The following is a 22,166-nucleotide window of genomic DNA, read 5'->3' as shown; positions in this document are numbered from 1 at the left end:
ATCCCGATTCGCTCACTAAACGCCAGCCAGATGCTCAAAATAGGAATCACGGGCGGTATCGGCTCGGGCAAGAGTATGGTGGGCCGGCTGTTTACCGTGCTGGGCGTGCCCCTCTACGACTCCGACAGCCGGGCCAAGCAGGTAATGGCCCACAACCCGCAGCTGCGCCGGGAGCTGACTGAAGCGTTTGGCGCCGAAACCTTCGACGCTTCCGGCCGCCTCGACCGCACTTACCTGGCCCGCGTCGCCTTCCCCGACCCCGCCCAGCTGGCCCGCCTCAACGCGCTGGTACACCCCCACGTCGGCCGCGACTTTGCCGACTGGGCCACGGCCCGCCATGCCGAGGGCCACGCCTATGTGCTCAAGGAGGCCGCGTTGCTCTACGAATCAGGCGCTTACAAACAGCTCGACCGCATCACCACCGTTTTTGCGCCCCAGTCCCTGCGCCAGCAGCGGGTGCTGCTCCGCGACCCGCACCGCAGCGCGCAGGATGTACTCACCATCATCGGCAAGCAGTTGAGCGAGGACGAAAAGCTGGCTCGCGCCGACTACGTGATACATAATGACGACGAACACCTGCTCATCCCGCAGGTGCTGCAGCTGGATGCGGAGTTGAAGGGGCTAGCAAAGTAAAGCCCTGTCATTCAGAGCGAAGCGAAGAATCTCGCAGGCAGTAGTAAATCTGTTATCAGAAGTTGCCCTTGCCCGCGAGATTCTTCGCTTCGCTCTGAATGACAGATCTTTTACCCTGACATATTCCTTCACTTCGCCAACTACCGGATAATCGGGCTGCGCTCGAACGGCCGTTCGCGGTCGAAGAGGTAGCGGTACGTGACGTGGGTTTTGTAGATGCGGGCGCCGATGGAGCGCGTGAGGGCCAGCATGCGGGGGTTGAAGTCACCAATCCAGTTCATCTCAATTTCGCGGTAGCCGGCGCGCATAAACTCGGCGCGGGCATGCACCATGAGGGCGCTTTCGACGCCCTGGCCCTGCCACTCGGGCACTACCCCGAAGATCACGCCAAACAGCTTTTTATCGCGGCGCAGCATGTATTGGCGCTTTTCCCAGAGGAAGCGCAGCTTGGCCAGCAGCCCGAACCGGCGGCTGACGTGCTTGAAAATCTGATTTAATTCGGGCAGGCTCACGAAGAACGCAATCGGCTCGTCGTTGTGGTAGGCAAACCAGAGCAGGCGCTCGTCGAGCACGGGCTGCATCTGCTTCACCAGCTCGCGGGCCTTGTCGAGGCTCATGGGGTTGATGCCGCTATGGTTGGCCCAGGCCAGGTTGTACACATGGTGGAAATCATGGGCCAGCTTCTCGGTGTCGCGCTTGTTGGCGTGCCTGAACTGAAAAACCGGGTACTGTTGCGCGTACTTGTCGAAGGCCCGCGAAAACGTAGCGTGCAGCGGCATATCTACGTCGCGGTAGCAGGTATACTGCCGGAAAAACAGCTCGAAGCCGTACTGCTCGAACAGCGGCTGATAGTAGGGCTGATGGAAGAACATACCGTAGTTGGGCTCGGTAAAGCCATCCGTCAGCAGTCCCCAGAACCGGTCCCGCTCCCCGAAATTGATGGGCCCGTCCATGGCCTCCATGCCGCGGGCGGCCAGCCAGTGCCGGGCGGCTTCAAACAGCTCGTTGGCCGTCGCCTGGTCGTTCTCGCACTCAAAAAAGCCCATCCCGCCCACCGGCAGCGTGGGGTCGGCCGGCCCGGCATCACGATTGACGAAGGCCGCCACCCGCCCCACCACCGTGCCGGCCGCGTTGGTTAGCACCCAGCGGATGGCCTCGCCCCGGACAAGCAGGCCATTTTTGGCCGGGTCGAATACGGCTTCAACATCTGGGTCGAGGGGCGAAATCCAGTTGGGCTGATTCTGGTAGAGCCGGACCGGCAGGTCGAGAAACTGGCGGACGAGGGCGGGGCTGTTGACTTCGAGGAGCGGCATATTTTTTTTAAGCTAGCAGCCAGCAGCTGGTAGCTGCTGGCATGGGAGAAATTGGCCCGATAAGCGCGGGCTACCGGCGGGCAGCTCCGGCACGAGGCCTTCGGAAGATGCTCAGCGTTTTTATTCCCTCAACCCGGAGCGTATAGATTTCGGTGCCTAGCGTATCGGGGTAGGCCTGCGGATGCCAGCGGTAAGCTCCCATAAAGTAGTCGGCTTCGGCCAGCGGCACATACTGAATACGGTGCCGCTGGGCAGCGGGCAGCATCAGGCTGTTGTTGTACAGCGGATGGTAGTTGGGCACGGTTACGTTGATGCGCACCGGCCCGGTCGGCTGATTTGCCAGCAGCCACTCCAGCCCCCGACGGTACGAAAGGCCCCAGTAGTCGCGCTCGAACAGCCGCTCGGCTGCCGGGGCACTCAGAAAGCTGAAATAGAGGTTCTGAAACGGATGCATGCGCGCCATGCGCCACACCGTGTGGGCCGTAGCCAGCCCGAAAACGGCCAGCCCGGCCAGGGCCAGCTGCCGGCCCCGCCCCGGTTGCCGGCTACGGCACCAGACCAGCTGTACGCCCCGGGCCGCCAGCAGCACCAGCGCCGGATACACAAAGTACAGGTGCCGCCAGCCGTCGTAGATGGAAGCGCCCATCAGTATCACTACCCCAATCGGGCCCAGCAGCCAGGTAGCCACTAGCGCATCGAGGGCAGGCCCTGGGCCAGCCGGCCATACCCGCCGGGCCAGGGCCTGCCCCCAGCGCCAGCCCACCGCCCCCAGCCCCACGGCCGCTGCCAGCGAGTACCCCACCGGCGTCGTTATCAGCAACCAAACCGGCACGTAATGCCACGGAACCCCGGCCGATTTGTAAAACTGCCCCCAGTACAGGTTGGTGAACTTCCAGGGATAATGCATGGCATGCGCACTGACGTCGAGCAGCTTTGGCAGCGAATGCACCCACAGATAGGGCCAGATACTCACCAGCCCCCCCAGCGCCGCCACCACTACCAAAGCACCCATTCGGCCGTAGGCAGGCCGGGCTGCGGGCTGCGGCCGGTAATGCCCAGCGGCGGCCGTTAGTGCCAGGCCCAGGGCGGTAAACAGCAGCAACTGCAGGCCCTGCACCCGGATACCGGCTGCCAGCGCTATTGCCAGGCCGTGCACCAGGGCCCGGCTCGGCGTGGGCCGGGCCAGCAGCCGGGCCAGCGTGTGCATAGCCAGGGTAAAGCACGCCATAAATACGATGTCCTTGCCATTGTAGAAAGCCTCGGCAAAAAACCGGGGCGAGGCCACCAGCAGCGCAGCCGCCAACAGGCCCCAGCGCCAGCTGCCAAGCCAGCGCCGGGCCAATTGGTACACTGCCCATACGCCGCCGACAAACACGCCGAACACCATCAGGTGGCGTACCAGAAAGTAGGAGCGGGAGTCGTGGTCGGTGAAGAGGAAGTTTACAACGACGGCTGCCATTTCGAACAGCGGCCCATGATGGGCATCGGGGAAGTCGCGGATGTCGGGGGTGATGGCGAAAGTAGGGTGCTGCCGCAGCCCCTCGCCCACCGGCAGCAGGCTGGCCAGGTATTTCAGGTTGACGAGGCCATTGAGGTGGTTGTTGGCCTCATCCCACGACACGCCATAGTCGGCCACCAGCAGCATACCCAACGCCAGCAATAGCCCAAAAAACAGCCATTCGGCCAGTTTACGGCCGCCCTGGGGCTCTTCGGGCAATGGCAGCCACTGCGGGGCAGACGTGGTTTTTGATCGGAACATGCAGTACGAAGAAGCCTGAAAACCGGCCCAAAACAAAAAAGGACTGCCGTTACCGGCAGTCCTTTTACTGTGTGGGAGATACTGGGTTCGAACCAGTGACCCTCTGCTTGTAAGGCAGATGCTCTGAACCAGCTGAGCTAATCTCCCGATGGGTGAGCGTACTAAAAAATGGTGGGAGATACTGGGTTCGAACCAGTGACCCTCTGCTTGTAAGGCAGATGCTCTGAACCAGCTGAGCTAATCTCCCGATGGGCGTTTCCCGTCGTTTGGGATGGCAAAGATGGGGGCTCATTTCTGAAAACGCAACACTTTCCCCCATCTTTGGGCGAAGAAATTTTCCTGTCAGGGCTACCTCCATAGGGAACACCCTGCCAGTCAGAAATTTCTATTGCAAAAAAACACGCGGCCGGTGGGCAGAATTCTGAAAATTGTGGGGCTGACGCTACTGAGCCTGCTGCTGGCAGCCGGCTTGGGCCTGTGGCTGGGCCAGGACTGGCTGATTGGCCGCTTCGTAGTGGCCCTCAACCAGCACCTGGCCGTGCCCGTGCGCGCCAGCCGCCTCGACGTATCGGTACTCGACCAGTTTCCGCGCCTGTCCATTACACTGCACGATGTGGTGATGCAGGGCTCGTTGCCCGCCGATACCACCCGGCTGCTGCGGGCCCGCCGCCTCTACTGCGCCTTCGACGCCCTCGACTTGCTGCGCGGCCATTACCGCATCCGCCGCCTCACGCTGGCCGACGGGCAGCTGCACCTGCACCGCGACGCCACCGGCCAGCCCAACTACCTCATTCTGCGGCCCGACACTGCGGCTTCCGATGATGAGCAACCGTTCGCGCTGGAGCTGCGCGGCATCCGGCTGGAGCGCGTGAGGGCCACCTACACCGATGCGGCCCGCCGGCAGTTTTTCGCCTTGCAAACGCCCGATTTGCGGGCCGCCGTGCGTTTGGTCGGCCCCCGCGTGGAAGTGGCCGTGACGGGCCCGGCCCGCATCGAAACCGTACGGCTGGGCTCCGACGACTACTTCCGGGCCAAGGATGTGCGTCTGAACGTACTGCTCGACGTCGACCGGGCGGCGCAGTTAGTCAACATCAGCCCCTCCACCATTGCCGTGGGCCCGGCCAGCTATTCGGTTTCGGGCACTATCGATTACGCGAAGGCCTCCCAGCTTGATTTGCGGGCAGCCGCCCGCCAGGCCGACTTGCAGGCCGTGCTGGCTCTGCTACCGACCCGCCTGACGCAACGGCTGGCCGGCTACCGAAGCCGGGGCCAGGTATACTTTGAGGGCACCGTACGCGGGGAGTGGTCGGAGCAGCGTAACCCGGCCGTGGAGGTGCGGTTTGGCTGCCGGCAGGCCTCCTTCTTTCACCCCGAATATCGCCAGCAGGTAGAGGCCGTAAGCCTGACGGGCCAGTTTAGCAACGGTGCGGGCCGGACGGCCAGAACAGCCGTCCTGACCTTGAAGCAAGTGCGCGGGCAACTGGCCGGCCGGCCGTTTAGCGGCAGTATGCGGCTCGAAAACCTGGCGCAGCCAACGCTGCAGCTGGCGTTGCAGGCCGAGCTGGATGTAGCCCGGGCACTGAAGTTTTTTCCGGTGGCGGCCGTGCGCTCGGGTGCCGGCGAGGCCAGCCTGCACCTGGTGCTGAACGGGTCGCTGGCAACGCTGCGCCGCCGGCCTTCAGCCCAACAGGCCAGTGGCAAGCTGGCACTACGCGGCGTTACGCTACAGCTGCGCGACTTCCGGCAGCCGCTCACCGGCCTTACGGGCCAGCTGGAGTTACGCGGGGCCGATGTGGCTGTGAGCAGCATGCAGGGCCGCCTGGGCAACTCCGATTTCCGGGGCCGGGGCACCGTGCGCAACGCCACCGGCTGGGCCCTGAGGCCGGGCCAGCCGCTGCGGATTGAGGCGACGGTTACCTCGCAGCTACTCGATTTCAACCAGTTGCTGTATGCCTACCAGCCGGCGAGCGGCCAACGCGGCAGCGGCGGCGCGGCCCAGGCCGGGGGCCTGCACGTACCGGCCCGGCTGGTGCTCGATGTGGGGCTGCAGGCCCAACAGGTGCGCTACCGGCGGCTGCGAGGCCGGCAGTTGCGCGGCACTCTCCGGCTGCAAAACCAGGTGTTCAATTCGCCGGGCCTGCGCCTTACGGCCGCTGGGGGCCAGCTGAGCGTGCGGGGCACCGTGGATGCCCGCCGGCCCCAACTGCTGAAGGCCAGCACTGTGGCCAGCTGCCAGCAGGTACAGCTGGATAGTCTGTTTTACGTGTTCGAGGATTTCGGCCAGCGCTTCCTCACCAGCCGCCACCTGCGGGGTATGCTTACCGCGTCGGCCGAGTCGGACACGTACTTTGATGGCCAGCTACGCCCGCTGACTGACCGCCTGGAGGCCCAGGTGAAGGCTACCGTCCGGCAGGGCGAGCTACTCAATTTCGAGCCCCTGCAGAAGCTCAGTCTGGTAGCCAACCGGGCTACGCTGCGCCATCTGCGCTTCGCCGAGCTGCAAAACGACTTCTATATCCAGAGTCGCACGGTGTACATTCCGGAGATGGAAATCCGCTCCAACGTGCGGGCGGCGGCCCTTATCCGGGTTACGGGCACCCACACCTTCGACCAGCAGCTCGACTATCACGTGCGTATTCCGCTGCTGCCGGGCCTGCTGCCCCGCACTGCTGCCCGTGCCGATGGCCCCACGCTGCGCCTGGGCATAAAAGGCACCGAAAGCAACTTTGTGGTGCGCTACGAAACCGGCTTACTCTCGCGGCCGGCTTCGCCGGGACGTAACCCGGCAACTGGCCCGGCCACGGCTGTCCCGGCCGATCCGGGTACAGCCGCGCCCAAAACCCGGCCTTCGTGGGAGCTGAAGAAGCCCACGAAAAAGCCTGCCGAGCCCCAGCCGGGCGACTACTTCGAGTTTTGAGCCACCGCCGTTGGCAGTGGCCGGTGAGTGCTCTCAGGCCCTACTTGTGCCCGTTATTCTAGCCTTCGTACGGTTTTTCAGCGGCTCGGAGCACCATTTTGGGATACTTGTTCGAGCCCGGGCCAACCTCAATCTCAAAGCCGCGTTAAGGGAGCAGAATATAGTCTTCCCACCTCCTTCTAACTTCAACCATGAACGACTCACAACTGCTCCAGAACTACTCCGACCAGGAAAAAGCGGCCTATCTGAGTGCTATTGCCAGCCTGGCTTCGGCCGACCGGGAGGCTTCGGCACCCGAAATCGAGTTTTTGCAGCAGCTTGCCCACCAGGCCGGCCTCAGTGGTGCCGCTACCCAGCAAGTGCTGTCGGCTGCCAAAAGCTCGAACAACGAAACGGTACAGAGCAACCTCGACACGTTGCGCAGCAGCGACCTGCGCTTCTCGCTCGTTACCGACCTCATCAGCTTCGCCCGCGCCGATGGTGCCTACTCGAATACCGAGGAAGAGATGGTAAACAAGATTTCGCAGTACCTGGGCATCAATGAGGAGCAGCAGCACACGCTGGAGCAGGTAGTGGACCAGGCTTCCAACATACCCCACAACGCCAGCGACCCGGCCAAGCAAAGCTTTTTGGGCGGCATTGGCGACAAGCTCGAAAGCGCGGGCATTCCTAAAAACGCCCTGATGGCCGGCCTGCTCGGTATTGTGGCCCCCATGGTGATTTCGAAGGTGATGGGCGGCCGGGGCCAGAGCGGCGGCGGCGGAATGATGGGCGGCAGCATGGGCGGCCTGCTCGGCGGCGCGGCTCAAAGCGGCATGGGCGGCTTGCTGGGCGGCTTGCTCGGCGGCGGCCTGCTAAGCGGCGTAATGGGCGGTGGACAGCAGCAGCCAACAGACCAGTACGGTAACTACCCGCAGCAGGGCACACACACCGGCGGCGGCGGCCTCGGCTCCCTCATGTCGATTCTGGGCGGCCTGGGTGGCCAGCCCAACTCGCAGCCTCGTAGCAGCGGTGGTGGCGGCCTCGGCGGCCTGATGGGCGGAGGCCTCGGCGGCTTGCTCGGGGGCCTGCTAGGCGGCGGCAGACGTTAGGCTATTCGCTGAAAAACGAAAAAGGGCGTCGCACTCAGCTGAGTGCGACGCCCTTTTTCGTACGGCTTTTTACGAATTTCTGCAGGGTGTCCGGCGCTCCTGTACGGGCGCTGACAGCAGCCGGCCCGATATTCAGGAGTTGGCAATCGACTGGCCGCCACCCTGGGGCTGCAGGCTTTTGGGCAAGTCGGAGGAGCCACCGGTGCCGCCGGATAGCCGGGTCATGGTGGTGTCAACGAAGTCGGCCCCCACTTCCTCCACTGCCGAAACGATTTTGAAATTGATTTCCTCCATCACATCGAGGTACTCGTCGTAGCTGTCGGTACGCACATAGTACTGCACCCGCACGTCCTTCGAATTAGATGTCAGAGAGGTGAATTTCACCTGCACATCGGGCTCGATGAGGCGGTGCGTGAGGATGGCCTCGCGTACCAGCTCGATGATGCGGTGGAGCTGGGTGCTGGTCGTCATTTGGGTGAGCGACATCATGAAGAACACCCGGCGGGAAGTGCGGCGCGAGAGGTTGTCGAGCGGCTTGTCGATCATGGATTTGTTGGGCACCGTCACGTAGCTTTTCTCCACGGTACGAATCCGGGTACTGCGGAAACCGATTTTCTCTACCGAGCCCGTCAGCTCGCCCACACTCACCAGGTCGCCCACCTCAAAGGGCCTGTCCAGGAAGATGGTAAACGAAGCCAGCAGGTTTTCGAGGCTTTCCTTGGCAGCGAAAGCCACCGCCAGCCCGCCAATGCCCAGGCCGCCCACCAGGGCCGTTACATCGATGCTGAACACGCGGCCCAGCACCACCAGAAAGGCAATAATGCCTACGAATAGCTTGATCAGGTCGCGGGCGAAAGGCACGAGCTGGTTGGTGAGCCGCGAGGGGTCGCGTAGAGCCCGTTTCATAAACACGAGCACCGCCAGGTCAATCATGCGCAGAAAAATCCAGGTAACGCCCGCTATAAAGGCAATCTGGTACACCCGGAAGGCCAGCTTCGCAAACCATGGCGTGTTATGGCCCACCTCCGAGGAGCGCACCGGAATATCCAGCACGCTGTAGGCGATGAAGATGGTGATGAAGAAGATAACGACGCTGATGGGCTTGATGAGCAGCTCGTGAAACTGCTGCTCCGTAACGCCCTCGCCCACCTTCTTGAAAAACCGGAACAGCACCTTCGTCAGCAGGCGCGACACCAGGTTTTTGAACACGAAACCAGCCAGCAGAATGGCGGCGGCTGTCAGGTATTCCTGCACTTCAATGCCGAGAATGTGGTAGTGAAGGATTTCGGAAAGGGGCATAAGCGCGGGTAAAAAGGGTAAAGGGGCAACAAACAAGCCGGCCGCCAGCTGCCCCGGCGGGCAGCAAGCAGACGGCTTGTTAAGACTGTGTAACGCAAAGATTCGCTTCGCGTTATGCGCGGCCCGGCTGCAAATACCGGGCCGCGCACCTGGCTTCCCGGGAGCTACACCAGCTGGCGCAGCGCCATTTCGAACGACTTCTGGGCCAGGCCGGTGCGCTCCTCGCCCTGGGCGCGGGTGCGCTCCAGCGCCGCCCGGATGATACGCGAGGTATCCTCGAAAATAGCCTGATCGGTAATTTCGGCATCCGACTCCATCAGGTAGGCAAACACGCGGGCCATGCCGCAGTTGGCAATGAAATCGGGGATGACGCTGACGCGGGCATCGGCAAACTCGCCAGTGGGGCCGAAGAAGATTTCGGGGTCCTGGAAGGGCACGTTGGCCCCGCAGGAAATAACCTCAAGGCCGTTGGCAGCCAGGGCTTCTACCTGGGCTTTGGTAACGAGGCGCGAGGCGGCGGCGGGCACAAATATCTCGGCCCCACTGCTCCAGATCTGCTCGTTTATTTCCTCAAACGACAGCTTGTTGTCGGCCGTCAGCTCGTTGCCCTGGCGGTCGAGCATCAGCTGGCGGATTTCTTCCAGCCCGAAGCCTTCGGTGCGCAGCAGCCCGCCGGCCCGGTCGATGATGCCGGTGATGCGGGCGCCCTGGCTGGCCAGGTAGTAGGCCGCCGCGGCCCCCACGTTGCCCCAGCCCTGAATAATGGCCCGCTTGCCTTCCATTGAGCCATTGCCCCACAGCGCGTAGTAGTGGCGCACGGCCTCGGCCACGCCGTAGCCGGTTATCAGGTCGGCCACGGTGTACTTGCGGCGCAGTTCGGGCGAGTAGGCTACGTCTTCGAGCACCTTCACCACGCCCTGGCGCAGCTGGCCCAGCTTCTGAATTTTCTGGGGCTCGGTGGCCTGATAGTGGCCATTCACCACTCCTTCCTGAGGGTGCCAGAGGCCGTATTCTTCGGTGATGGGAATGACTTCGTGGATTTCGTCCACGTTCAGGTCGCCGCCCGTGCCGTAGTAGTTTTTCAGGAGCGGGAAAACGGCCTTGTACCAGCGCTCCAGCACGCCGCGCTTGCGGGGGTCGCGGGGGTCGAAGTTGATACCCGACTTGGCCCCGCCAATGGCCGGACCCGATACAGTGAACTTCACTTCCATGGTTTTGGCCAGGCTCTCGACCTCGCGCTTATCGAGGCCCAGACGCATGCGGGTGCCGCCGCCGGCCGCGCCGCCTCGCAGCGAGTTGATGACCACCCAGCCTTCCGCTTCAGTTTCGGCGTCCTGCCACTCAAATACGATTTCGGGGCGTTTATTTTCAAACTTGGCCAGCAGGTCTTTCATCAGGTAGGAGAGGGTGGGGTAAGACGGTAATTTCGGCAGCAAAGGTAGGCACACGGGCGGCAGGCCCCGTCGGGCGGCGGGTTCCGCCGCCCGTTACTTACCCCGCTAGTGTCGGGCTTACCCAATATTTACAGGTACAGTATTCCGGTAAAAGGAACTTTGCAGGCCTCGAATATCGTATTAGCCCTATTCACGCTTACCGTTCCGTAATACCACCTTTGCATTGCCGAAATGAAGCCATTACTTGCCCGAGTCGAATCGAAGAAAGTTTATAAAGCCGCTGCCATTCTCAAGGTGCTGGCTCATCCCAAGCGGCTGGCCATCGTGGACCTGCTGGGCAAAGAGGATAAGATGACCGTCACGGAAATTTACCGGACCCTCGACCTGCCCCAGGCCATTGCCTCCCAGCACCTCATCACCCTCAAAGACCGCGGCATTCTGTCGTCGCTGAAAGTAGGGACCAAAATCTACTACTCTCTTTCCATCCCCAAACTGCTCGACGTAATCGATTCACTCGAAGAGTGCTGCGAGTCGATTTAGATTTTGAGCTGTTAGCTGCAAAAAAGAAGAAGGCCCCGTACTCGGTTGAGTGCGGGGCCTTTTTTGAGTTGGGGTAATTCGTTTTTCTCGAACGAAAGCTAACAGCTCTCAGCCAACAGCTTAGTAAGCAGGCTGGCGCTCCAGGTCGAACAGGTCGGTGAGCGTGTCGATGAGCTGGTCGGCCTCGCCGCGCTTGCAGGCAGCCTTGAGCTGAAGCACGGGCTGCTTGAGGATCTTCTGCATCAGCGAGCGGGTGATGTCGTCGAGGCGCTTGGTTTCCTCGGGGGTGAGCTTCTTTTTCTGGTAGCGGTCCAGCTCTTCGAGGCGAATCTGCTCCAGCGCGTTTTTGAGCTTCTGAATGGTCGGCGACACCATCATTTCCTTGGTCCAGTCGCGCAGGCCCTCCATACTTTCTTCGATGATGGCCCGCACCTGCGGCACCGAATCCAGCCGGCGCTCCAGCGCGGCCGAAGCCTTGCTCTGGATGGCGTCGATGTTGTACACCAGCACGCCGGGCACCTGCTCCACGTCGGGCGCAATGCTGCGCGGCACCGACAGGTCGATGAAGAACTTGTAGCTCAGCACCTCTAGGTTGGCTACCAGGGCGCGGCTGAAGAACGGCTCGGGCCGGGCAATGCTACTAATGATGACGTCGGCCTCCTTCAGCCCTTCGGCCAGGTTCTCGAAGTCGAGAACTTTGAGGCCACACTCTTCGGCCAGGGCTTCGGCCTTGCCGCGCGTACGGTTACAGATGGTGACGTCGGTGAAGAGCTTGCTGTCGCCGAAGTGGCGGCAGACGTCGGCCCCGATTTCGCCCAGGCCCACCACCAGCACCCGGGGGTTGGCCACGTCGGCAGTCAGCTCCTCTACCAGCTCCAGCGTGGCATACGAGGTAGAAGCGGCACCGTCGCGGAAAGCAGTTTCCTGCTGTACGCGCTTGTTGGTGAAGAAAACGGTGTGCAGCAGCCGGTGCAGGAAGGGTCCCGCCGCGTCGGCATCGGCCGACCACTGGTACGCCTGCTTCACTTGGTTGCTGATCTGCAAATCGCCCACAACCTGCGCCTCCAGGCCCATGGCTACTTCAAAAAGGTGACGCACGGCGTCGAGCGAGCCGGCAAACACATCGAAGTAGGGCGTAAAACCGGACACATCGGGCAGGTTTTTCAGGCGGGCCAGAGCTTCGATAACGGCCACGCTCTGGTCGTGATCGGCCGAATAGTAAACTTCGGTGCGGTTGCAGGTACTCAGCACCAGCAAGTCCGTCAGGTCGAGCTCGTGATGCAGGGTTTGCAGCAAACGCCGGCAGGCCGCCTCATCCAGCGCAATCAGCTCGCGGATAGCAAGCGGCGCTTTTTTGAACGAGAGGCTGACGGCTTGAAAGGGATGAGACATAGCAAAAAGCCAGGACGAATAGCAGGGAGCAAAATTACATACAAATTGCTGGGGTAAAAACAGCAGATGTGGTATGGTGGTTCGGCCCCGCCCACTATTACCTGGGAAACAGGCGGGAAATGGCACCAACGCAGTTTCCATCCGGAGCCGGTTGATGAAAATCATGGTTATAGACCAGGCGGCCTGACTTTGGTCGGGGCCGTATCTTCGGGGCCGGGGCCGCCGTATCGGGGGTCTGCCTTCCGCTGTTTTGCTGCCTGCCGTGCTCCCTACTATTGCCATCTACGACCAGAAGTCGCGCATCAAGCTCCTTATCGTGGCCGTGGCCCTGCTGATTGGGGCTGCTACCGTCATTTATACCAACGTGCTGGTGCAGCGCCTCTCCGAGCGGGAGCAGCAGCAGATTGACCTCTACGCCAAAACCCAGCGCTACATCATCAACACCGAGGAGGAATCGAACCTGTCGTTTCTCTACGACGAAATCATCGACGCCAACAAAACCATCCCCGTCATTATCACTGACGGCGACGACAACATAATCGACGCCCGCAACGTGAGCGTGCCCGAGGGCATGGATGAGGAAAAAACGACCCGGCTTCTGCGTAACCAGATTGCCCAGATGCGGGAGCAGCATCCGCCCATCGAGATAAAAATAGGGGCCGGACTGCGCAACTACCTGTATTACAAAGAGTCTGATTTACTAACCCAGCTGCGGCTGTATCCGCTGGTGCAGCTGGCCATTATCGGCTGCCTGGCCGTAATTGCTTATTTCGCCTTCAGCTACTCGCGGCGGGCCGAGCAGAACCGCGTGTGGGTGGGCCTAGCCAAGGAAACCGCCCACCAGCTGGGTACCCCCCTTAGCTCGCTGGTGGGCTGGCAGCACTATCTGCGCGATTCGGAACGGTTCCGCGACGAGCCCATTGTGGAGGAGCTGGGCAAGGATATCCGGCGGCTCGAAATCATCACCGAACGATTCAGCAATATCGGCTCGGTGCCGGTGCTGGCCGATGAAAACATCCTGCGCGTAACCGAAAACGCCATCAGCTACCTGCAAAGCCGGGTTTCGCGCAAGGTCATTTTCGAGGTAAAAACCGACCTGCCCATCGACACACCAGCCCAGATAAACATCCCCCTGTTTGATTGGGTGATTGAGAACATCTGCAAAAATGCCGTAGACGCCATGGACGGGCGCGGCAGCATCACGCTGCACCTGCGCCGGCCGGTGCGCGGCAACACAAACCAGATTGCCCTCGACATCACCGACACGGGTAAGGGCATCTCGAAAGGCAAGCTACAGCGCGTGTTTCTACCCGGCTACACCACCAAAAAACGTGGTTGGGGCCTGGGCCTGGCGCTGGCTAAGCGCATCATCGAAAACTATCACAAGGGCCGCCTCTTTGTAAAATGGAGCGAGCCCGGCCGCGGCACCACCTTCCGGGTTATCCTAAACGGGTGAAGCAGTGGGTTGTCAGTTGTGAGTAAAAAGCACATCATGCTGAGCGAAGGCGTAAGCCGTAGTCGAAGAATCTCTACCGCAATGGCAATCCAACATCTAATCAGCATCACAACGAAGCGGTAGAGATTCTTCGGCTTCGCTCAGAATGACGTTCCTTTTCCCCCTTCTTCCTTCTCACCTCTCACTTCTTCTCCCCCTTGCCCCGATTCGTGATTTCGACGTAGCTATTGCCTTTTACGGGCTTGCCATGATGCGTGCCCTCGACGCGACACATGCCTTCCCAGTAGCTCATTTTGAGGCCAGCCAGCAGCTTGAGCGTCAGTTCCTGGTCGGGCATAACGGGGGTTATGGTGAGGTCGTAGCCTTGGCTGGGCACGCGCAGGCGCCACTTTATCGGGTAGCGAAGCTTGGTTTTGGGGCTGGTCCAGTAGTCGAGCACGTCGAGCTGGAAATCGGCGGCGTTCAGGTGCTGGCTGCTCAGGTCGGGGCCGTAGTGAGTGCCGCCGCTCACCGTCAGGTCCGATTTCCGGTCGAAGAGCTGGTAGGCCATTAGCTCGGTGCGGGGCTCGTCGAGCTGGATGGAAAACCAGTCCCAGCCGATGCCTTTGCCCATAACGGAGGTGCCATTCCACTGCCGGTCGTACCACAGCTCACCTTCCACCTGGCGCACTTTGCCCCCAATTTCGAGCGTGCCGGTGGTGGCCAGGCGCGGGTAGCTGTAGTAGCCGGCGCGGGCTACGTTACCGTAGTTTTCGTAGCCGGTGCCGTTGTGCAGCAGCACGGGCTTGGCGGGCGTAGTCGTCAGGTCGATGGCGTGGCCGGCGTGCTCGGCCATGCGCCCGCGCAGGTGGTAGCGGCCCTCCTGGCCCGTCAGGGTCCAGGTTTCGTCCTTTTTGCGGGTGCTCAGGTTGAGGGGCAGCGTGGAAGGCAGCAGCTCGGGCAGGCGCTCCACTTTGTAGTCGTAGCGAAACTGCTTCTGCTGGGGGTCGGTGAGGGCAAAATTCACCATCTGCCAGTCGCGCTTGCCGTTTAGGTTGAAGTGGAAGAACACGTACTCAACCCCGAACGTCTCGCCGGTGGCCTTGTCGCGCAGGTGGCCGGTGAAGTACCACCATTCCAGGGAGTTGCGCTCATGGGCAGCTTCCTCGCGGGGCAGTTCGGCCCGCTCGTTGAATACATCGTTCTTGCGGGTCGGCTTCAACACGCAGCCGGACGCGGCAAATAACAGGATCAGGGTAGCTAACAGCAGGTTTTTCATACTGCTGCCATAAGGGCTTCGGGGGCCGAAAGGTTTTTGAAGCGACTGCGAAGCACCTAAGGCTTCTTCTGTTTCCGCTGCTGCTCCTGTTGCCGCTGGGTCCTCCAGTCCTTTCCAAGCACATCTTCGATATTGTCTTCTTTCAAAGGGCCAAAGCTTGGCTGTTCTGATAAAGTAAGCGCCCGAAAGTCAATTGGCCCGGCCTCAAACAGTTCGACTTCCAGCTCCTGCAGGCCCAGCGACGACTGCTTCAGAATGATAACGTCGCGTGAAACACGTAGTGCCCGCCGCATCGGCACGACCAAGTGAAATTCACCGGCCGCGTCGGTAGTCACCGTCATTTTCAGCCGTTTGAAGTGAAGCGGCATATGGGGCAGCGGGCCGTTTTGGTCGTGGAGCTGCCCCCAGCGGTACAGCGAATCGGGAGAAGCGGCTCTCGCTTGGGCTGATATTGATGAGGCGCTTAGCATCCCCAGCAACAACAGACTGGCAACTGATAAGCGGATAAAGGTGCGGGGACCTGGTAATGCGGCGAGCATAGTCTAAACCAAGAGTTCCAAGGCTGATTTACCGCCGAAACGGCCGCGCCAAGCGCTGCCACAGGCCGCGAGGTGTGTACCAACGAGCATATCCAGTGTAAACAACCTCTCCCATCACAACGCAGGCAGCCTTCATTGCTGTCGGCTTTAGCGTAGCAGCCCATGCAATTGGCTCAGTAAGCGTTTCGAAGCCAATGCTTGAAAACACCAGCCGCGAGTCGTTCATACTTACTGCTACTTCCAGCTCATAAGTGCCATCAGCTCGGGTTGAAGTGCCATGACGGGTGCCCTCTACCAGCACCGTTACGCCCGGCAGGCCCTGTCCGGTGCTGGCCTCTAGTACGCGGCCCCGCACGACGCGAACTGGCAAAACGAGGCGGGAAGGGGTCGTGGCTACCATGCCCATCGTTATCGTCTGTTGCGTCAGGACCTGGGGGGTTGGCAACTGGGCCACGGCTGGCGCGGCAACTCCCAACCCTAACACGGCCAGCGCGGCGGCGGCCCACCGCTGCGAAACAGGAGCCACTGGGGCCAACTGCAACGGCCGGCTTAGTTGCCCGGCCCGAAACCGCCCGCAGCTCGGGCCACTGGCCCGGCTCAGGTAGGCTACCACTTCGGCATCCGTCATCCGGCTGAAATCGACCACTGTTTTGGCGCAGGCGGCGCAGTGGCGGCCCTGGGCAGCGGGCGTCATGGCAGCCCAGTTTTCGGAACAGGGCTGAGCAACGGCAAGGGTGAGGAACATTGGGTAGCAGCTTGGGATAAATGTATGCCACCCTGATGCCAAGCCGCCCCGGATTCCATACCAATAAGGCCAGAAATCCGGGGCGGGTAGTTTAGAAGCGCGAGAAGCCGGGCGGCTTATTTGTAGGCAATACCGCGCAGGGTGGTAGCACCCATGCGGTCTTCACTCACAATCAGGACTTTGGTAGCCCCCAGCGCGGCGGCGGCTTCCTTGAGCTTTTTAGTAGCCCCTTTGTCGCCTAGCTTGCCGCTGAGGCCGAAGAAGGGCGAGCGGCCTTCAATTTCGCCCAGCTTTTTCAGGCCTTTCACTTCATTCGGGTCGCGGGTAATCATAATATCGCCCTGCACAGAGACAACGACGGCAGTACTATTGGCTGCGGGGCCGAGGGTGGGTGGAGTGGCGGATGACAGCATGGGCAGAGCCAGCAGCACGGCAATAGTAGGGAGGAGAGCTTTCATCTTATCAAATCGGTTAGTGGAGAATACGGATTGCTGATTCCTACGTAAAGCTTCACCCAGTTAGTTGACTGTCAGGCAGAATTTTGCACAGCCATAGTAGCAGGCGGCTCCTTCCAGTTACTAAGCGGCGGCGCCTGTTCTACAAGGGCGGCTTCTGCGGCGGCTCGTGGCCCGCGACCTTGCCCATAATCTGCCCCCGGCCGGGCACCGACTTCAGCCGCACCATAAGCAGGGCCGGAGCCGGGCTTACTGCCACGCGCAGCGTCTGGGGCACGAATACGAACGGGCTACCCGCCACGCGCAGGCTCACCGAACCGTTCTGCACCGCCGCCCACTGCTGCTTCATCGTGAAGCTAAAGTTGCCCTGCTCGTCGGCAACGGCCCCGTAGGGCGTGTCGGCAATGAAGATTTCGGCGCCCGCCACGGCCAGGCCGGTAGAATCGTCGAGCACCCGGCCGCGGATGGTTACCTGGCCCTGCGGTGCGGTGGCCAGCTCATCGGCCTGCTCGGTAGAACCGGTGGAGGTAGTGGCGTTCGATTGGGCATTCTGGCAGGAGGTGAGCAGGGGCTTGAGGCTAAGCAGCGCCAACCCCGTAAGCAGCCAGCGCCGCCAGCGCGGGGCAGCCGCTGCCACAGCGCCGGCCGATACCGGAGGCGCAAACTGCCCGGCCCGGAAAAGGCCGCACACGGTGCCCACCCCCGGCTGCGCCAGCCACGCGTGCACCTCGGCTTCGTTCAGGGCCGAAAAATCCACGACTTCGTGCTGGCACTGCCCGCAGAAGCGGCCGGCGGCGGTGGGCGTCATGGTGGCCCAGGGCTGGGGGCAGGGGTTCGGGACGGAGAAACCAGGCATGGCGGAGGGAATTTAAGGAAGAAGTAAGTATAAGAATATTTGACGGTTACGGGATATTAACAGCCAGAAAAAAGGGTATTCGTAGTGGCGCACAGAGCGACGCGTGCTGACGCTATGATAGTATTGCAACGTCAGCACGCGAGATTCTTCGCGCCGCTCTGGATGACGTTCTTTTATTCCTTATCTGCTGCCGGCCGCTAGGCAAATAGGGGTTGCAACCGGCAGATTTCTGTATCTTTTGCCCTCTAAACCTGTTCTCCGCTCCGTTGTCAAGCCCTCTACCTCCCTCCCGCCTCAGCGGACTGTTCCGCCGCAAAAACGTTTCGGACCTTCTCGTCAACCCGCCCGTCGACCTGGATATGCTCGCCACTGACTCTGGCTCGCAAAGCCTGGAGCGCCACCTCACCGTCCGCGACTTGACGTCGCTGGGTATTGCGGCCGTTATCGGGGCGGGCATTTTCAGCACCATCGGTAACGCCGCCCACGACGGCGGACCGGCTGTGTCGCTGCTGTTCGTGTTCACCGCCATTGCCTGCGCCTTCTCGGCGTTGTGCTATGCCCAGTTCGCGGCCACTATTCCGGTAAGCGGCTCGGCCTACACCTACGCCTATGCCTCGTTCGGCGAGCTGGCGGCCTGGATTATCGGTTGGGCCCTGATTATGGAATACGCGGTGGGCAACATCGTGGTGGCCATTTCGTGGTCGGATTACTTTACAGGCCTCATGGACGGCGTGGGGCTGCATATTCCTATCTGGCTGACGATGGGCATGCAGAGTGCCCACCGCTACTACGGCGAAGTGCTGGCCATTATGCAGGCCGGCCAGCCGCTAAGCGAGGCCACGGCCACGCAGCTGCTCGGCTACAATGCCTGGAACTCGGCCCCCGAGCTGCCCGGCGGCCTGCGCCTGGTTATCGACCTGCCCGCCGGCCTGATTACGCTCGCCATTACGGCCCTGGTGTACATCGGCATAAAGGAATCCAAGAACGCCTCCAACATTCTGGTGGGCCTCAAGCTGGTGGTGGTGGCCGTGGTAATTCTAGTGGGCGCCTTCTATGTTAAGCCCGAAAACTGGAGCCCGTTCGCGCCCAACGGCATTGGTGGGGTACTTAAAGGTGTGTCGGCGGTGTTCTTCGCCTACATCGGCTTCGATGCTATTTCGACGACGGCCGAGGAGTGCAAAAACCCGCAGCGCGACCTGCCCCGGGCCATGATTTACGCCCTCATCATCTGCACCATTCTGTATGTGATTGTGACGCTGGTGCTCACCGGCATGGTGAATTACACGGAGCTGGCCGTGGGCGACCCGCTGGCTTACGTGTTCAATAAAGTGGGCGTGGAGTGGCTGGGCGGCGTGGTAGCCGTATCGGCAGTGTTTGCCATGGCCTCGGTGCTGCTCGTGTTCCAGATCGGCCAGCCCCGCATCTGGATGACCATGAGCCGCGACGGGCTGCTGCCGCCGGTGTTTGCGCGGGTGCATCCCAAGTTCCGCACGCCCTCGTTCAGCACCATCGTTACGGGCTTCTTCGTGGGCATTCCGGCGCTGCTGCTGAACATGGATCTGGTGATTGATTTGACCAGCATCGGCACGCTGTTCGCCTTTGCGCTGGTGTGCGGCGGCATTCTCATCATCGACCCCTACGGTACTTCCGATGCCCGCTTCAAGGTGCCCTACATCAACGGCCAGTTCCTGGTGCCGCTTATTCTGGCCATCTGCGGTGTACTGGTGCTGATGTACAACCAGGACGGCATCCGGGAATTCACCCGCGCCCTAGGCTCCTACGAGGAGGGCCGCCATTACATTCCGATGCTGGTGTTCTTCGGCTTCTGCCTGGGCCTCTCGTGGCTGTCGTTCCGCAAGCGCCTGAGTTTGCTGCCGACGCTGGGCCTGCTCACCAACCTGTACCTGATGACCCAGCTGGGCCTCAACAACTGGCTGCTGTTTTTCGGCTGGCTGGTTATCGGCTTGGCGCTGTACTTCAACTACGGCTATAAGCACTCGAAGCTGCGCTTGAAGCACGCCCAGGCGTAATTTATCGACCCGAACGAGTACCCTGGAGGCCGCCTCCGGGGTACTCGTTTGCGTTTGCTGGACCAGGGAATTGGGCTGGCCCGGGAATTTTGACCACCCCGACGCGTTGTATATTCGCACACAGTTCCTTTTCCTGCCCGATATTTTACCTCATGAATCCACTCTTTTCGCTTTCCCTCCCCTTGCTGGCCGGCCTCGGCCTAGCCGGTGCTACCTTTTCGGGTGCCCAGGCCCAACCTACGGCTATGGCCAAAACTGTTGCCGGCCGGCCCGCCATGCTGCCGCTGTTGCAGCCCTGGAACGGTCCCCACGGCGGCATACCGCCTTTTGATAAAGTGAAGGTGGCCGATTTCAAGCCCGCGTTGGAGGCCGGTATGGCTGAAAATCTGGCCGAAATCAACGCTATTGCCAACAACCCCGCCGCGCCTACTTTCGAAAACACCATTGCGGCCATGGAGCGCAGCGGCCGCACCCTCGACCGGGTGCAGACGGTGTACGGCATCTGGGGCACCTCGCTCAACGACGCCACTTTTGCGGCCGTGCAGGCCGAAATGGCGCCCCGCATGGCCGCGTTCAGCGACCAGATAACCCAGAACGCGGCCCTGTTCAAGCGCATTGAGACCGTGTACAACAGCCTCGCCAGCAAGCAGCTCACGCCCGAGCAGCAGCGCCTGACGGAGGTGCGCTACAAGGCCTTCGTGCGGGCCGGCGCCAAACTCGACGCTCCGGCTAAAGCCCGGCTTTCGCAGATAAACCAACAGCTGGCCGGCCTCTTCAACAACTTCTCGCAGAACGTGCTGGCCGATGAGTCCAACGAAACGCTGGTGCTCAAGACCGAGCAGAACCTGAGCGGGCTGCCCACCTCGCTGCGCGACGGCGCCAAAGCCGCCGCCGATACCCGCAAGGTGGCCGCCGCCGGCGTCATCACCAACACTCGCTCCAGCGTCGACCCGTTCCTGACCTACTCCGACCAGCGCCCGCTGCGCGAGAAGGCCTGGCGCATGTTCACCAGCCGCGGCGACAACGGCGGCGCCCACGACAACAACGTCCTCATCACCCAAATTCTGCAGCTGCGGGCCGAGCGGGCCAAGCTGCTGGGCTACAAAACGCACGCCCACCTGCGCCTCGACAATACGATGGCCAAAACGCCCGAGGCCGCTATGGAGCTCATGGAGCAGGTCTGGACGCCGGCCGTGGCCCGCGTGCACGAGGAAGTAGCCGATATGCTGGCACTGGCCAAGAAGGAAGGCGCTCCGGCCGACTTCAAAATTGAGCCCTGGGACTACGCCTACTACGCCGAGAAGGTGCGCAAGGAGCGCTACGACCTCGACCAGAACGAGGTGAAGCAGTATCTGCAGCTCGATAAGATGCGCGAGGGCATGTTCTGGATGGCCGGCGAGCTGTTCAACTTCAGCTTCCAGCCCGTTACCGACGTGCCCGTGTTCCACCCCGATGTGCGGGTGTGGCAGGTGAACGACAAAACTACCGGCAAGCAGGTGGGCCTGTGGTATTTCGACCCCTACGCCCGGCCGGGCAAGAAATCGGGGGCCTGGATGAATGCCTACCGCAGCCAGGAGCGCATGGATGGAAAGGATATTACCACCATCGTGTCCAACAATTCCAACTTCGTGAAGGGCAAGCCCGGCGAGCCGGTGCTCATTTCGTGGTCGGATGCCACTACGCTGTTCCACGAGTTTGGCCACGCCCTGCACGGGCTGTCGAGCAACGTGACCTACGGCGGGCTTTCGGGCACGAGCGTGGTGCGCGACTACGTGGAGTTCCCGTCGCAGGTACTCGAAAACTGGCTGCCGACGCCCGAGGTGCTCAACCGCTTCGCCCTGCACTACCAGACCGGCAAGCCCATTCCGCAGGCCCTGGTCGACCGCATCAACAAGGCCAGCACCTTCAACGAGGGCTTCGCCACCACCGAGTTTCTGGCCAGCGCCCTCATCGATATGAAGCTGCACCTGGCCGGCGACCAGAAGATTGACCCCGACAAGTTCGAGCGCGAAACGCTGGCCCAGCTGGGCATGCCCTCCGAGCTGGTGATGCGCCACCGCACGCCGCAGTTCAACCACGTATTCGCCTCCGATGGATACTCGGCCGGCTACTACTCCTACCTGTGGTCGGTGGTGTTGGCGGCCGATGCCTTCAGCGCCTTCACCGAGGCCGGCGGCGCCTACGACAAGTCGGTGGGCGAGCGGCTGCGCAAAAACGTATTCACGGTGGGCAACACCGTCGACCCGGCGGCCGGCTACCGCGCCTTCCGTGGCCGCGACCCGAAAATCGATGCCCTGATGGCCCAGCGCGGCTTCCCGATGACGACGACCGCGCCCACAACTCCGGCCGCGCCGGCAGTTCAGGTGGCGGGCCAGCCGGAAAAGGTCAAGGTGAAAATCAAGAACGGCAAGCGCAAGTAGCATCGGCAACAGTCGGGGTCGGCGGTATCAAAAGGTGCCTGCTGCCGTTCCCGCTACCCCTAAACCCGC

Annotated in this window: 17 protein-coding genes and 2 tRNA genes; 7 read left to right on the top strand and 12 right to left on the bottom strand. The window is 61.6% G+C overall.

Annotated features, from left to right (window positions below; genetic code table 11):
- Positions 1-30: 30 nt before the first annotated feature.
- Positions 31-633 (top strand): dephospho-CoA kinase, encoded by a 603-nt coding sequence (gene coaE, locus D0N36_RS11950; RefSeq protein WP_116941755.1) that lies wholly within the window; start codon positions 31-33, stop codon positions 631-633.
- Between the two features lie 140 nt (positions 634-773).
- Here coaE and D0N36_RS11945 read toward each other — a convergent pair whose 3' ends face one another.
- The 4 genes from D0N36_RS11945 to D0N36_RS11930 all read right to left on the bottom strand — a co-directional run bounded on the left by D0N36_RS11945 (position 774) and on the right by D0N36_RS11930 (position 3,952).
- Entirely contained in the window at positions 774-1,946 is a 1,173-nt protein-coding gene (locus tag D0N36_RS11945) for a GNAT family N-acetyltransferase (RefSeq protein ID WP_116941753.1), read from the bottom strand.
- A 70-nt stretch (positions 1,947-2,016) separates the two neighbouring features.
- Positions 2,017-3,705 carry a glycosyltransferase family 39 protein gene (locus D0N36_RS11940; RefSeq protein WP_116941751.1) on the bottom strand — a complete coding sequence of 563 codons (1,689 nt, stop codon included), beginning with the start codon at positions 3,703-3,705 and terminating at the stop codon, positions 2,017-2,019.
- A 72-nt stretch (positions 3,706-3,777) separates the two neighbouring features.
- Positions 3,778-3,852: transfer RNA gene (locus tag D0N36_RS11935), tRNA-Val, on the bottom strand.
- A 22-nt stretch (positions 3,853-3,874) separates the two neighbouring features.
- Positions 3,875-3,952 (bottom strand) — tRNA-Val (locus tag D0N36_RS11930).
- 162 nt (positions 3,953-4,114) lie between these two features.
- On the opposite strand from D0N36_RS11930, the gene D0N36_RS11925 reads away from it, so the two are divergent.
- Positions 4,115-6,622, top strand: coding sequence for an AsmA-like C-terminal region-containing protein (locus D0N36_RS11925; protein WP_207190724.1), 2,508 nt, complete (start codon positions 4,115-4,117; stop codon positions 6,620-6,622).
- Between the two features lie 191 nt (positions 6,623-6,813).
- Positions 6,814-7,713, top strand: coding sequence for a TerB family tellurite resistance protein (locus D0N36_RS11920; protein WP_116941748.1), 900 nt, complete (start codon positions 6,814-6,816; stop codon positions 7,711-7,713).
- A gap of 132 nt (positions 7,714-7,845) precedes the next feature.
- On the opposite strand, the gene D0N36_RS11915 is transcribed toward D0N36_RS11920, so the two are convergent.
- Entirely contained in the window at positions 7,846-9,012 is a 1,167-nt protein-coding gene (locus tag D0N36_RS11915) for a mechanosensitive ion channel family protein (RefSeq protein WP_116941746.1), read from the bottom strand.
- A gap of 164 nt (positions 9,013-9,176) precedes the next feature.
- Positions 9,177-10,406, bottom strand: a complete 1,230-nt coding sequence (locus D0N36_RS11910) for a Glu/Leu/Phe/Val dehydrogenase dimerization domain-containing protein (RefSeq protein ID WP_116941743.1) — start codon at positions 10,404-10,406, stop codon at positions 9,177-9,179.
- Positions 10,407-10,637: 231 nt separating this feature from the next.
- Between D0N36_RS11910 and D0N36_RS11905 the strand changes: the two genes are divergently transcribed.
- The gene (locus D0N36_RS11905) at positions 10,638-10,946 is read left to right on the top strand and encodes an ArsR/SmtB family transcription factor (RefSeq protein WP_116941741.1); all 309 of its coding nucleotides are present in this window, start codon (positions 10,638-10,640) and stop codon (positions 10,944-10,946) included.
- A gap of 120 nt (positions 10,947-11,066) precedes the next feature.
- Here the strand turns inward: D0N36_RS11905 and hemA are convergent, their stop codons facing one another.
- Positions 11,067-12,338 carry a glutamyl-tRNA reductase gene (gene hemA / locus D0N36_RS11900; protein WP_116941739.1) on the bottom strand — a complete coding sequence of 424 codons (1,272 nt, stop codon included), beginning with the start codon at positions 12,336-12,338 and terminating at the stop codon, positions 11,067-11,069.
- Between the two features lie 262 nt (positions 12,339-12,600).
- Here hemA and D0N36_RS11895 point away from each other — a divergent pair, with 262 nt between their 5' ends.
- The gene (locus D0N36_RS11895; RefSeq protein WP_190242645.1) at positions 12,601-13,794 is read left to right on the top strand and encodes a sensor histidine kinase; all 1,194 of its coding nucleotides are present in this window, start codon (positions 12,601-12,603) and stop codon (positions 13,792-13,794) included.
- A 181-nt stretch (positions 13,795-13,975) separates the two neighbouring features.
- Here D0N36_RS11895 and D0N36_RS11890 read toward each other — a convergent pair whose 3' ends face one another.
- The 5 genes from D0N36_RS11890 to D0N36_RS11870 form a co-directional block, all read right to left on the bottom strand.
- A complete protein-coding gene (locus D0N36_RS11890; protein ID WP_116941734.1) occupies positions 13,976-15,052 on the bottom strand; it encodes a lipocalin family protein in 1,077 nt (358 codons plus the stop codon).
- A gap of 56 nt (positions 15,053-15,108) precedes the next feature.
- A complete protein-coding gene (locus D0N36_RS11885) occupies positions 15,109-15,591 on the bottom strand; it encodes a hypothetical protein (RefSeq protein WP_147320848.1) in 483 nt (160 codons plus the stop codon).
- Positions 15,592-15,619: 28 nt separating this feature from the next.
- Positions 15,620-16,336, bottom strand: coding sequence for a carboxypeptidase-like regulatory domain-containing protein (locus D0N36_RS19640; protein ID WP_242478896.1), 717 nt, complete (start codon positions 16,334-16,336; stop codon positions 15,620-15,622).
- Positions 16,337-16,452: 116 nt separating this feature from the next.
- Positions 16,453-16,794, bottom strand: coding sequence for a hypothetical protein (locus D0N36_RS11875; RefSeq protein ID WP_116941730.1), 342 nt, complete (start codon positions 16,792-16,794; stop codon positions 16,453-16,455).
- A 139-nt stretch (positions 16,795-16,933) separates the two neighbouring features.
- Positions 16,934-17,647 carry a peptidase associated/transthyretin-like domain-containing protein gene (locus D0N36_RS11870; RefSeq protein WP_116941728.1) on the bottom strand — a complete coding sequence of 238 codons (714 nt, stop codon included), beginning with the start codon at positions 17,645-17,647 and terminating at the stop codon, positions 16,934-16,936.
- Positions 17,648-18,006: 359 nt separating this feature from the next.
- Here D0N36_RS11870 and D0N36_RS11865 point away from each other — a divergent pair, with 359 nt between their 5' ends.
- Together D0N36_RS11865 and D0N36_RS11860 are read left to right on the top strand one after the other, a co-directional pair.
- Positions 18,007-19,677, top strand: a complete 1,671-nt coding sequence (locus D0N36_RS11865; RefSeq protein ID WP_116941725.1) for an amino acid permease — start codon at positions 18,007-18,009, stop codon at positions 19,675-19,677.
- 152 nt (positions 19,678-19,829) lie between these two features.
- Positions 19,830-22,097 carry a M3 family metallopeptidase gene (locus D0N36_RS11860; RefSeq protein ID WP_116941723.1) on the top strand — a complete coding sequence of 756 codons (2,268 nt, stop codon included), beginning with the start codon at positions 19,830-19,832 and terminating at the stop codon, positions 22,095-22,097.
- Positions 22,098-22,166: the final 69 nt, after the last annotated feature.

It is taken from the genome of Hymenobacter lapidiphilus (assembly GCF_003417065.2).
Taxonomy (GTDB): Bacteria; Bacteroidota; Bacteroidia; order Cytophagales; family Hymenobacteraceae; genus Hymenobacter.
Note: the sequence above shows the minus strand (reverse complement) of the source record. Positions and strands in the feature narration are given on the sequence as shown.